The organism is Micromonospora sp. NPDC023966 (assembly GCF_040639095.1).
Classification (GTDB): domain Bacteria; phylum Actinomycetota; class Actinomycetes; order Mycobacteriales; family Micromonosporaceae; genus Micromonospora.
On sequence record NZ_JBEZZJ010000061.1, the window covers coordinates 1 to 10,833 of the forward strand.

11 protein-coding genes and 1 pseudogene are annotated in these 10,833 nt (G+C 69.4%); 5 read left to right on the plus strand and 7 right to left on the minus strand.

Going from position 1 to position 10,833, the window contains the following annotated elements; all coding sequences use genetic code 11:
• Nucleotides 1-410 precede the first annotated feature (410 nt).
• A complete protein-coding gene (locus AB0F68_RS34365; RefSeq protein ID WP_357345918.1) occupies nt 411-986 on the minus strand; it encodes a helix-turn-helix domain-containing protein in 576 nt (191 codons plus the stop codon).
• 47 nt (nt 987-1,033) lie between these two features.
• On the opposite strand from AB0F68_RS34365, the gene AB0F68_RS34370 reads away from it, so the two are divergent.
• The gene (locus AB0F68_RS34370) at nt 1,034-1,837 is read left to right on the plus strand and encodes a class I SAM-dependent methyltransferase (protein ID WP_357345920.1); all 804 of its coding nucleotides are present in this window, start codon (nt 1,034-1,036) and stop codon (nt 1,835-1,837) included.
• A 15-nt stretch (nt 1,838-1,852) separates the two neighbouring features.
• Here AB0F68_RS34370 and AB0F68_RS34375 read toward each other — a convergent pair whose 3' ends face one another.
• Together AB0F68_RS34375 and AB0F68_RS34380 are read right to left on the minus strand one after the other, a co-directional pair.
• Nucleotides 1,853-3,301, minus strand: a complete 1,449-nt coding sequence (locus AB0F68_RS34375) for an NAD(P)/FAD-dependent oxidoreductase (RefSeq protein WP_357345922.1) — start codon at nt 3,299-3,301, stop codon at nt 1,853-1,855.
• Entirely contained in the window at nt 3,291-3,848 is a 558-nt protein-coding gene (locus AB0F68_RS34380) for a hypothetical protein (protein WP_357345924.1), read from the minus strand. Before AB0F68_RS34380 ends, AB0F68_RS34375 begins: the two co-directional genes overlap by 11 nt.
• Before the next feature lie 296 nt (nt 3,849-4,144).
• On the opposite strand from AB0F68_RS34380, the gene AB0F68_RS34385 reads away from it, so the two are divergent.
• Together AB0F68_RS34385 and AB0F68_RS34390 are read left to right on the plus strand one after the other, a co-directional pair.
• Complete coding sequence (locus AB0F68_RS34385) at nt 4,145-4,741, plus strand: TetR/AcrR family transcriptional regulator (protein WP_357345926.1); 597 nt, start codon at nt 4,145-4,147, stop codon at nt 4,739-4,741.
• A 313-nt stretch (nt 4,742-5,054) separates the two neighbouring features.
• Nucleotides 5,055-5,171, plus strand: a pseudogene (locus tag AB0F68_RS34390) (NADP-dependent oxidoreductase); the annotation flags it as partial.
• 12 nt (nt 5,172-5,183) lie between these two features.
• Here the strand turns inward: AB0F68_RS34390 and AB0F68_RS34395 are convergent.
• The 3 genes from AB0F68_RS34395 to AB0F68_RS34405 are packed head-to-tail and all read right to left on the minus strand — an operon-like array spanning nt 5,184 to nt 6,786.
• Complete coding sequence (locus AB0F68_RS34395; RefSeq protein ID WP_357345928.1) at nt 5,184-5,477, minus strand: DUF6510 family protein; 294 nt, start codon at nt 5,475-5,477, stop codon at nt 5,184-5,186.
• A 2-nt stretch (nt 5,478-5,479) separates the two neighbouring features.
• Nucleotides 5,480-6,220 carry an FAD-binding oxidoreductase gene (locus AB0F68_RS34400; RefSeq protein WP_357345930.1) on the minus strand — a complete coding sequence of 247 codons (741 nt, stop codon included), beginning with the start codon at nt 6,218-6,220 and terminating at the stop codon, nt 5,480-5,482.
• Nucleotides 6,190-6,786 (minus strand): molybdopterin-dependent oxidoreductase, encoded by a 597-nt coding sequence (locus tag AB0F68_RS34405; protein WP_357345932.1) that lies wholly within the window; start codon nt 6,784-6,786, stop codon nt 6,190-6,192. The genes AB0F68_RS34400 and AB0F68_RS34405 overlap by 31 nt, the downstream gene beginning before the upstream one ends.
• 429 nt (nt 6,787-7,215) lie before the next feature.
• Here AB0F68_RS34405 and AB0F68_RS34410 point away from each other — a divergent pair, with 429 nt between their 5' ends.
• Complete coding sequence (locus tag AB0F68_RS34410) at nt 7,216-7,545, plus strand: hypothetical protein (RefSeq protein WP_357345934.1); 330 nt, start codon at nt 7,216-7,218, stop codon at nt 7,543-7,545.
• 175 nt (nt 7,546-7,720) lie between these two features.
• Here the strand turns inward: AB0F68_RS34410 and AB0F68_RS34415 are convergent, their stop codons facing one another.
• Nucleotides 7,721-8,926 (minus strand): chitosanase, encoded by a 1,206-nt coding sequence (locus AB0F68_RS34415; RefSeq protein WP_357345936.1) that lies wholly within the window; start codon nt 8,924-8,926, stop codon nt 7,721-7,723.
• A gap of 185 nt (nt 8,927-9,111) precedes the next feature.
• Between AB0F68_RS34415 and AB0F68_RS34420 the strand changes: the two genes are divergently transcribed.
• Entirely contained in the window at nt 9,112-10,389 is a 1,278-nt protein-coding gene (locus AB0F68_RS34420) for a winged helix DNA-binding domain-containing protein (protein WP_357345937.1), read from the plus strand.
• Nucleotides 10,390-10,833: the final 444 nt, after the last annotated feature.

Below are 10,833 nucleotides of genomic sequence, written 5' to 3' on the forward strand. Positions count from 1 at the left end.
GCCCGGGCTCGCCGGCGTGGCTCCACCCGCCGAAACCGGCCAGCGATCCGCGCCATCAGGTCATCCAGACCTGCCGCCCACCCCGAAAGATCGTCCACCGCCACGAGTGCCGCAGTCTACGATGGACGATTGGGTACGCTGACGCCTGACCCGCATCTGCGGTCCTAGCTGCGCAAACATCGCCAACGGAAGTGCGGCTGGAGTACTAGCTGCAACGCCGTTCAGTTATGGGTGGGCGGGGCTGGTCAAGGGGTGTGTTGATCAGGAAGTGAGAGGCGGGGTTCCGGTATCAAGGTTTGTCACTCCAAGACAACCCGAACCAGGAACCCCGCTCTGTGGATCAGGCTGACAGTTCTCGATCTTCTGCGGGCGCAGCGCACCGCCGCCCAAGGCCCGCTCCGGCATGCTCGTCAGCGCAGGACGGTCACCACGACCTTGTGCACATCTTCGACCGGCGGCTCGCCGCCGCGGTGCTCGGTGAACAGCAGCTGCACGGCGCCGATCAGGGTCGGCGCCAGCACCTGCACGTCCGCGTCGGCGGCGACCCGACCGCGGTCACGCTCGGCTGCCAGATAGCCGGCCACCGCGGCGACCGCTTCGCCCGCCACGGGGAACCGGGCGGTGCCGGCCGCCCGCAGGCGGTTGCGCAGCTCGTCGCGGGCGATGGTGAGCACGACGATCGCGGACATGACCGGCTCGAAGAGTTCGAACATCGCGTCGGTGAGGTTGCCGGCAACGGTCCCGGTCCCGGCCGCATCGCGCAGCGCGGCACCTTGCGCCTCGACCCGCGCGATGCGGTCGAGCACCAGATCGACCAGGAACGCGTCAAAGTCGGCGAAGTGCCGATGCAGCACGCCCTTGGCGACTCCGGCTTCGTCGGTGACCGCTCGGCTGGTCAGCGCCGCGACGCCGCCGCGGGTGAGCACCCGCGCGGCCGCGTCGAACAGTTGCTGGCGCGGATCGCGCAGAGCCAGGCCGGTCGGCATGGGATGCTTCGCTTTCCTAGTGGGCGATCGCCCACTAGAGTGGGCATATGGCCACTCTACCGCCGCGACCTCACGAAGCGCGTCGCGTCGCAGAGTCATTCGGAAGCGATCCAGGGCGCTACGACCGCAGTCGGTCCCCGTATCCGAGCGCGCTGGTCGAGCACATCGTCGCCGCCGTGCCGGGCCCCGCGTTGCTCGACGTCGGTTGCGGGACCGGGATCGAAGCCCGCCAGTTCCGCGCCGCCGGGCGCACGGTCCTCGGCGTCGAGCCCGACCCCCGGATGGCCGAGTTCGCCCGCGCGAGCGGCATCGACGTCGAGGTCGCGACGTTCGAGACGTGGGAGCCAGCCGGCCGCACCTTCGACGCGATCGTCTCCGGCACAGCCTGGCATTGGGTGGACCCCGTCGCCGGTGCCGCCAAGGCCGCGAAGGTACTGCGCCCGGGCGGCGTCCTCGCGCCGTTCGGCCACGTCTACGAACTGCCGCCGCCGATCGCCGCAGCGCTAGCTGAGGCGCTACGCCGGGCGGCGCCCGACCTGCCCTACCGCCAGCCGTCCGGCTCCATCCTCGACGGCTATCGCGCCCTCTACGACCGCGCCGCCGACGGAGTCCGCGCATCCGGCTGCTTCGCCGAACCCGAGATCCGCCGTTACGACTGGCAGCGCACCTACACCCGCGAGGAACTGCTCGAACTAATCCCGACTTCCGGCGGCCTCGCGAGCATGCCACCAGACAAGCTCGCCGAGATCCTGTCGACGGTCGCCGCCGCGGTCGACGGCGATGTCACCCTTACCTATGCCACCTGGTGCCTGACCGCTGTCCGCAGGTCACCCGCCGACGCCGGGCGCTAGCCCGGGTACTAGCTGTCAGCGGCCGTACGCTTCCAGCAGGCGCAGCCAGACCTCGCTGACCGTCGGGAACGCGGGAACGGCGTGCCACAGCCGATCCAGCGGAACCTCACCGACGACCGCGATCGTCGCCGCATGCAGCAGTTCCGCGACGTCCGGACCGACGATCGTGAAGCCGACGATCACCTGCCGGTCCTCATCGACGACCATCCGGGCATGCCCCTGGTATCCCTCGGCATGCAGGGCGGCTCCCGCGACGGCGGCCAGGTCGTAGTCGACGACCCGGATCCGCAGCCCGGCGGCCTCGGCGGCGGCTGCGGTCAGCCCCACCGACGCGACCTCCGGGTCGGTGAAGACGACTTGCGGCACGGCACGCTCGTCGGCAGTAGCAACGTGCCGACCCCACCGGCCTTCCTCAACCGCTGCGCCCTTGGCCCGCGCCACGATGGCGTCGCCCACTGCGCGCGCCTGGTACTTGCCCTGGTGGGTCAGCAGGGTGCGCCGGTTGACGTCACCGGCGGCGTACAGCCATCCGTCGCCGATCAACGCCCCGTCGTCGACGACCCGCAACGTGTCGTCGACCGTGAGCCAGGCGCCGGGCTTCAGGCCGATCCTGTCGAGGCCGATGTCCCGCGTGTTCGGCGTACGGCCGGTCGCGAGCAGGAGTTCGTCGACTTCGACCTGCTCGCCGTCGGTGAGCGTGATGTGCACCGTGCCGTCGTCTTTGCGGGTCACCGACGCGGCCTCGGCACCGAGGTTTACGAGCACACCGGCTGCTCGCAACGACTGCGTGACCCGCTCGGCGACGAACGGCTCCGCGAGCGGCAGCACACCGTCACGGACCAGCATCGTCACCACGGATCCGAGACTTGCGAACGCGGTCGCCATCTCCGATGCCACCACGCCACCACCGATGATGGCGAGCCGACCCGGAACCTCGCTGGCTGCGGCTGCCTCCCGGCTGGTCCACGGTGCCGCCTCGCGGATACCGGTGACGTCCGGGATCAGTGCGCTGCTTCCGGTCGCGACGACGACCGCATGCCGAGCGGTGAGCGAGGTCGAGGCTTCGTCCTCGCCGGTCACCTCGACGACCCGGTCGGAGCTGATCCGTCCCTGGCCGCGATACAGCGCGATCCCGGCCGAGTCGAGCCACGACACCTGCCCGTCGTCCGACCAGTGTGAGGTGAAGGAGTCGCGACGGCGCAGCACGGCGGTCGCGTCCAGGTGGCCCGTCACCGCCTCACGCGCTCCGGGCAGCTGACGTGCCGCCCGGAGCGCGGTCGCGCTGCGCAGCAACGCCTTCGTCGGCATGCAGGCCCAGTAGGAGCACTCGCCACCGACGAGTTCTCGCTCGATGATGGCGGCGGTCAGTCCGCCCTGCACGACCCGATCGGCGACGTTCTCGCCGACAGGCCCCGCGCCGATGACGACGACGTCATACGTAGCGCTTTCCATGTCAGTTCGCATGGGCGGCGCGGCCGAGGCGGATGGCCGAGATGAGGAAGAAGATGCCGCCGGGGATGGCGTAGCCGATCGCGTTGGTCAGGATCGGGTTGCCTGCGGAGGCACTGGCGATGAATGAACCGCCGGCGAGTACGGAGATGCCACCGCTGATGATCATCGGCCACTGGCCGCCCATCCGGCGGCGGGTGACACCGACGAGCAGCTGCACCAGCCCGGCCACAACGGCCCAGGCACCCCACACGCGCAGGACCGCAGGTATGCCGGACGAGCTGGCGACGGCCAGGCCGACCGCGGCAAGCAGGCTGACCGCGACGTTCACGTACAGCAGGGTGGGCGATCCGGTGGCGCGTGACGCGCGGGCATCGGTGACGGCGGCGGCCACGTCGAACAGCGGGTAGAGCACGAGCAATGTGACGGCGAGCGGGCCGAGGTGGGTGGCGGTCGTGAACATCACGAGGGCCCAGACGATGGCGAACGCGAAGCGGACGAAGTACAGCCGCCGCAGGGTGGACGCCGTCGTCGAGATGGCGGGTGCGGTAACGGTGGTCATGGTGGTCCTTTCGGTGGCGAGTGAGGGGTAACCGCGACCAGTGGGCGCGGCGGTCGGGAACACCATCCTAGAGAACGAACGTTCTGTCTCCCTGATGATGACGACCTCGCACCCGACTGTCAAGACAGAACGTTCTACCCTTCTGCTCGCGACCGTTTGAGTGCTGGCCGCCGCGCCAAAGAGCGCGCAGGCGTGCTTCCGGCCGGGCTGGGCGAGGCCATCGCGCCACCCGCGACGAATGCCGGAGCGCGACGGATCGAGGTCAAGACCGAACGTTCTGTCGCTACTATGGGTTAATGGCACGTAGCGAGACTCCCGTCCGGCCGTCCGAGGCGCGGCAACGGCTCCTCAACACGGCGACCAGGATCTTCTACGGAGAGGGGATCCACTCGGTCGGCGTCGATCGGATCATCGCCGAGGCGAAAGTGACCCGGGCCACGTTCTATCGGCACTTCCCCGGCAAGGAGGATCTCGTCCTTGCTTATCTGCAGGCGGCCGATCAAGCCATCCGCGACCAGCTGGACACGGCCATCGCCGCCGGCCTACCGGCGCCCGACGCCCTCCGGACCGTTGCAGAGTCGATTGCCCGTGACATCCAGACCACCGGCTTCCGCGGCTGCGCCTTCCTGAACGCCGTCGCTGAGTATCCCGATCCCAACCACCCCGTTCACCAGGCCGTCCTCACGCATCGGCAGTGGTTCCTCGACACGATCAACACCTTGATGGCGAACATCGAGAAAACCGAGGCCGAGCCCGCCGCGCGGCATTTCGTCATGCTCCGCGATGGCGCCATGGCGGCCGGCTGTCTTTTCGACCGGGTGCTGATCTCCGAGACCTTCCTCCGCGGCGTCGAGGGACTCATCCGAACTCACGCCGCACGCCAGCCATCCTGAACCCGTTGGCCCCACACGCCGCCACCCTCGGCCCCGGGCAGCAGTGCCCTCGCTCACCGCATTACCTACCTGGAGCAGGCCTTGGCCCACCTTGACACCCTCGGCCCAGACCAGCGGCTGCTCGCCGTCGCTCTCTAGTACGAGACAGGCCGCCGACCTCGCTGGCACCCCAGGGACTCAAGCCCTCCATTGTCTGACGCTGCCGCTGTTGGCCGCATGGGCTATCAGGCTGCGGACGCTGGCGCTCCCCCGGGCCGGCTGAGTCCAAGCCGATTTCGCATCACCTCTGGCCTGCCTCCCATTCGGGCCGGCCGGGTATGGCACGACGGGACTGTCGGTGGGACAGCGGGTGTTCGGCCTCACGGACTGGAATCGCGACGGCACCCTGGCGGAGTATGTGGCCGTCGAGGCACGCAACCTCGCACCGCTGCATTCCTAGCGCTCAGGCAGTCGGCACCGAGAGGCTGAGGACGAGCGACCCACGCAGGTCGACCAGGACACGGCCGGCCGTGCGCACCACGCGCATGACGACGTCCTCGCAGCCGGGACATCGGGCGACGAGGCCGGGCGCTCGGTCGAACACGCGCATCGCGGCCAGCGGACGGGTCGTCCGGCACCCGGCGCAGGTGAGCTCGGCAACGGTGAGGTCGGTCCCCATGATCTCGCCGAGCGGTCCGGCGAGGGCGTTGCCGTCCACCCAGGGTGCGTCATCGGCTCCGATGTTGGTGGTCGACATGGTCATCCTCCGGTGGGTCCGAAACGTTCAGTGCGGATGTTCGCGGGATCGTGGCCGATGTCGACGAGCAGGTCGGCAACGGTCTCGACGAATCCGGTGGGCCCGCAGACGAACGCCACAGCGTCGGCATCGCGGGGCCAGGCGACGCGGGCGAGGGCGTCCGCGTCCAGTCGTCGGGGTGGGGCCGGCCAGCCGGGGGGCGCGACCCTGGTATAGACGTGTGTGACGGCGACGTGCCCATCGCCTGCGGCTCGTGCAGTTGCAAGATCGGCGGTGAACAGCGCATCGGACGGGGATCGGGTCGAGTAGAGCAGCCTGGTGGGATTCGTCGCCGCACGCACCATCGACATCAGGGGCGCAACGCCGGACCCGCCGCCGATCAGCAACGCCGGGCGCGGATCGGCGGGTTGGCGTACGAACCAGCCGCCGAGCGGTCCACGGATCTCGAGTTGGTCACCCGGCTCTGCAACGTCGACGAGGTACGGCGAGACCTCACCGTCGGTCACCGCTTGGACGGTCACCTCAAGGCGGTCGGGCCGCGGGGCGGACGAGATCGAGTAGCTGCGGTACGCCGTGTAGCCGTCGGGAGCCGTCAACCGAACGTCGACGTGCTGGCCCGGCACGTGGCCAGTCCAGCCGTCGACGTCGAGGACCAGGGTCCGCGCCGTCGCAGTCTCCGCCCGCGTGGCGGCGACGGTCGCCGGCTGCCAGGTCAGTCTGCCCGGTACCGCTGCTCGCGCCATGGGTCGCCGTAGTTGTGATAGCCGGCCGTCTCCCAGAACCCGGGCTCGTCGTCGAGACGCAGTTCCAGTGCGCGCAGCCATTTCGCGCTCTTCCAGAAGTACAGGTGAGGAATGAGGAGACGAGCTGGCCCGCCGTGCACCGGCACCAGCAGCTCGCCGTCGAACTCGTACGCCACCCAGGCCTGGCCGTCGAGAAGGTCCTCGAGCGGGACGTTCGTGGTGTAGCCGCCGTAGGAGTGGACGACGACGTACTCGGCCGTAGTCTCGACGTCGGCCAGCAACGTGTCCACCGAGACGCCTCGCCAGCTCGTGCCGAACTTCGACCAGTGCGTGACGCAATGGATGTCAACGGTCGGCTCGTCGGCAGGAAGGGCGGTGAACTCCGCCCATGACCACGTGATTCGCTCGCCGGTCTCGGTGACGACGGCAAGCTCCCACTCGTCGAGGCCGATGCGCGGTGTGGGTCCCGCCGACAGCACCGGGAAGTCGTCTGTGCGGTACTGGCCGGGCGGGAGGTCGGTGTCGTCGCGTCTGCGGCCACCGAAGCCGCGTGTGATCACCGCCATGCGCCCCTCCCCAAGTGGCCGGGCGGCCGCGATCCCGCTGCCACCCGTGCTTCCACTCGGCCGGTGGATGTCGATGTGGCACCCGCCCATGACGTCATCGTCGGCGAGTGCCCCGGTGATGAGATTCTCCCCGGTAGGGACGTGGTCGCCCGCAATCCGGGATATATAAACTGGACCATCGAGTCCAGGGTAGGCTAGCGTGGCACCGGTCCGCAAGCGTCGCTGGCCGTCGGTGTTCGGAGCGGCAGCAGCGCACCTGACGGTCGTGGCGGTGCGTCCTTACCTGGCAGATGCCTCCGCAGCGAGAGTGTAATGGACGATAGCGTCCATAGGGTGCGGCTAGAGATTGTTCCGAGTTGGTCGTTCGACATGTCGTGGCCGCTGCGAGATGACGGCGGCCAGTGTCTTGCCCGATGCCAGGAGAGTTCGATGGACCCTGTTCCCTCCGGTGGGGACGTTGTCGATGGCCAGCCGGTCGATGCGGTGGACATGATCGCCGCCCTGACCGCTGCACAGCTTGTGTTCCACGACGGTGCAACTCAATCGCTCACGGCGGGTGGTCGAACGACTTACGTCGACAGGGGCACACCGTCAGCTGGCGAGTGGTCTGTTACGGGTGACGGGACCTTCTCTTCATTCTGGCCGCCGACGTACCGGGCGGCGTACACGGTTCGGTGGATCGTCGAGGACGGAGTGCGGGTGGGCGTCAGCTTCACGGATACCCGGAGCGGAGTCCGCTACGACGGCCGGTACCGATGACTGGACGAGATTCGGCCGCCAGCGTGGCACGATTCTGGCGTTCGGCCTACTCCTCGCCGGTAGCCGCTTTCGGTTCGATGAGGCTGCCTCCGTCGAAGCGGTCGAGAAGGGTCTGCCGTGAACTGCACGCTTGTCCGGGCAGATGGCGAGGACTGCCGGATCGGGAGGCGGGGCGTCAGCCGATGCGGTACTGGTCGCCGTAGACGGCGAACACGAGCGGCGTGTTCAGGTCAAAGTTGCCGTTGTTGAGGAAGACCCGCTGAGCGGTGTCGACGCGGGAGGTGTCCGAGTGGGCCTCCTCCTTCCTCATCTCGGCGACGCGCTCGTCGAGGAAGGCGTGCAGCCAGGTCCGCTCGTCGCCGCCCTGCGCCGGCGGCTTCGCCCGAGTGAGGGCGCGGCTGCGGATCGCCCGCATGCCTTCGTAGCCGTGCATCACGGCCGCGTCGTAGTAGGCGAATTGGCCGAGTGCCCGTACCCCGTCGGCCTTGCCGTCGCGGACCGACGGGTTGAAGTAGACGCGGTCCCGCTCGGCTTCCTGGCCGGCCCGGAACACGGGGTCGGTGGCGGCAGTCCGCCAGTCGCGGGGGAAGTTCGGGTCAAGGCCGGCGTGTGAGTCACTGCCGTTGACGGCGCGCAGGGCCGGCAGGTATCCCGCCAACACGTTGCCCGGCTTGGTTCTCGTGTAGGCCTCCACCAGTTCGAGCATGTCGCCGGTTCCGGAGCAGAAGCCGATGATGCCGGCTGTGTAGCCCCGCCCGTCGCCGATGTCCTCGATGTAGGAGAACTGCGCGCGCCAGTCGAGCGAGGAGTTCTCCGCCGCCGAGACGAGCTGCATGGCGACGTCCTTCTTCGCCGGGTCGTCGAGGGGGGTGCCGGCCGGGGCGGACGGGCTGGGCGTGGTGCCGCCGCCCGGGAGGGTCCACCGCTGGTTGGCGTTGCCGACGCAGCTCCAGATCTGCAGGCGGGTGCCGTTGGCCGTGCTGCCGCCGGTGACGTCGAGGCATTTGCCGGAGCCGGTGTTGACCAGAGCGCCGTTGCTGGCGGCCCACTTCTGCGCGCCGGTGCCGTTGCAGTCATACAGCTGCACCTTCGCGCCGTCGACGGTTGACGCGGCGGTGACGTCCAGGCACTTGCCGAGGGCGCGGACCGAGCCGTCGGCGTTGCCGACGGTCCATGCCTGGGCCGCGGTGCCGTTGCAGTCCCACAGCTGGACCGGCGTGCCGTTGGCCGGGTTGGCACCGGCCACGTCGACGCACTTCCCGCCGAGGCCGGTGATCGGCCCGGCCGTCGCGGCGCTGGCCGACGTCAGGCCGTAGCCCAGCGCCGCGGCGGACATCAGCAGAGCCGCTGAGAGGTAGGCGGCTGTCCGCTTGGGAAGCATGGGCTCTCCTGGGATGAGGACTGACAGGGGTTGTCCCCGGTCGGTGGCCTGCGTGTCGGACCGGCTCCGGCTACCGCCATGGACATTAGAAAACCTTATTAACAAATAACAGTACGTCTATGTAATGTCAAACCACCGGCGTCCGTCCACTGTGCCAACCGGGACAGCACACGCTGCGCCGGTGGGTGCTCGGCGGCACCGCGCTGACCGCGAGCGCCATGCGCGCAAGAACCATCGTCGCCTCCGCCAGCTGGCGATGCGGATTCCGTCTCCGGCTGGATTCTCAGGCCGATGTGGTGACGAGCTCGTCGGTGACCCACTGCGCGACGCGGGGAAGTGCGTCTGGGGTGGCAGATAATGTCGCAGCCGTGATGGTGCTCGACCGCCGCGCCCTCAACCGGGCGCTTCTGGCCCGCCAGCTCCTGCTGCAGCGGCACGACATGCCGGTCGCCGACACCCTCGAGCACCTGGTGGGGTTGCAGGCGCAGGAGCCCCTGGAGCCGTACGTCGGGTTGTGGAGCCGTCTCGCGGGCTTCCAGCCGCCGGCGCTTGCCGAGCTGCTGCTGAGCCGCCGGGCGGTCCGCACGCTGCTGATGCGCCGCACCCTCCACCTGGTGACCGCGCGCGACTGCCTCGCGCTGCGGCCCGTGCACCAGGCAATGCTGGTCTCCCGCATGTGGTCCACGCTGCGCCGGGTGCTGCCCGGTGTCGGCCTCGACGAGCTGGCGAGACTGGGCCGGCCGCTGTTCGAGGAGCGGCCGCGCATGCTGACCGAGGCGGCTCGCGCAATCGCCGACCGCTGGCCGGGGGTGGAGCCGCGCTCGATGGGTGACGCGCTCAGCACGCTCGTGCCGCTCGTGCAGGTGCCACCCCGCGGTGTCTGGGGCGAGCGCGGCGCCGCGTACAACACCACAATCGAGACGTGGCTGGGCCGCCCGCTGGAGCCGGAGTCACCAGCCACCGTCGACGCGCTGGTCCTACGCTACCTAGCCGCCTACGGCCCGGCGGCCAGCGCTGACATTCGCGCCTGGTCCGGGCGGAGCGGGCTGCGGGAGTCCGTCCAACGGTTGCGGCCATCCTTGCGGACGTTCCGCGACGAGCGCGGCCGCGAGCTGCTCGACGTTCCCGACGGCGCGCTGCCCGACCCGGAGACCCCGGCGCCGCCGCGCTTCCTGCCGGCGTTCGACAACGCGGTGCTCGGCTACGACGACCGCAGCCGCGTCATCGACACCGAACATCGCGGGCTGAGTGTCACGGGTGCCCGCTTCCTGCTGGTCGACGGCCGGGTCGTGGGCACGTGGGCTGTCACGGCCGAGGACGGCGCGGCGACGTTGCAGATCACGCCGCTGCGCGCGCTCACGACACCCGAGCGCGACGCCGTCGTCGCCGAGGGCGAGAGCCTGCTGACCATGTTCCAGCCCGAGCCACGACGCGCCAACCGCGTCATGATCACGGACACTTGACGCAAGGTGTGGGTGCCGTTGCAGGGGTGGGGAGCTCGCCCTCCCGGCGTTGAAGCCAGCCGCTTCTAGCATGGGCCCAGCAACGGCAGGAAGGTGCTGTACCCGGTGCGAACGCGGCTCGGCCATTCTGTCCACGAGGACGCGTCGGGGACGACGGATTCCCAGCAGCACTCCCCCGATGAGCTGCGCGGTGCGCCTGACCCGGTCGCCCGTGGAAGCCGGAAACCGTTCGACTGGCTCGTCATCAGCACAGGGGCGCGGTTAGCCCTGGCGGCGCTCGCCCGGACTCCGTACGGCGCGCAACTACACGGCTGGCTGCTCGACTGAGCCACGAAGTGGCGATCGCCTCGGTCAAGTCCTTGGACGTGGTGTTTGCGGTTGAGCGTGATTCTTCGTTGTTGTTAGGCGCTGAGCGCTGGCAGGTCGTTGGTGTCGGTGGTCTCC

Bases quoted from the DNA above. Each gene is read 5' to 3' on its own strand.
- AB0F68_RS34365 (WP_357345918.1), bottom strand. From the start codon at position 986: ATGCCGACCGGCCTGGCTCTGCGCGATCCGCGCCAGCAACTGTTCGAC.
- AB0F68_RS34370 (WP_357345920.1), top strand. From the start codon at position 1,034: ATGGCCACTCTACCGCCGCGACCTCACGAAGCGCGTCGCGTCGCAGAG.
- AB0F68_RS34375 (WP_357345922.1), bottom strand. From the start codon at position 3,301: ATGCGAACTGACATGGAAAGCGCTACGTATGACGTCGTCGTCATCGGC.
- AB0F68_RS34380 (WP_357345924.1), bottom strand. From the start codon at position 3,848: ATGACCACCGTTACCGCACCCGCCATCTCGACGACGGCGTCCACCCTG.
- AB0F68_RS34385 (WP_357345926.1), top strand. From the start codon at position 4,145: ATGGCACGTAGCGAGACTCCCGTCCGGCCGTCCGAGGCGCGGCAACGG.
- AB0F68_RS34395 (WP_357345928.1), bottom strand. From the start codon at position 5,477: ATGTCGACCACCAACATCGGAGCCGATGACGCACCCTGGGTGGACGGC.
- AB0F68_RS34400 (WP_357345930.1), bottom strand. From the start codon at position 6,220: ATGGCGCGAGCAGCGGTACCGGGCAGACTGACCTGGCAGCCGGCGACC.
- AB0F68_RS34405 (WP_357345932.1), bottom strand. From the start codon at position 6,786: ATGGCGGTGATCACACGCGGCTTCGGTGGCCGCAGACGCGACGACACC.
- AB0F68_RS34410 (WP_357345934.1), top strand. From the start codon at position 7,216: ATGGACCCTGTTCCCTCCGGTGGGGACGTTGTCGATGGCCAGCCGGTC.
- AB0F68_RS34415 (WP_357345936.1), bottom strand. From the start codon at position 8,926: ATGCTTCCCAAGCGGACAGCCGCCTACCTCTCAGCGGCTCTGCTGATG.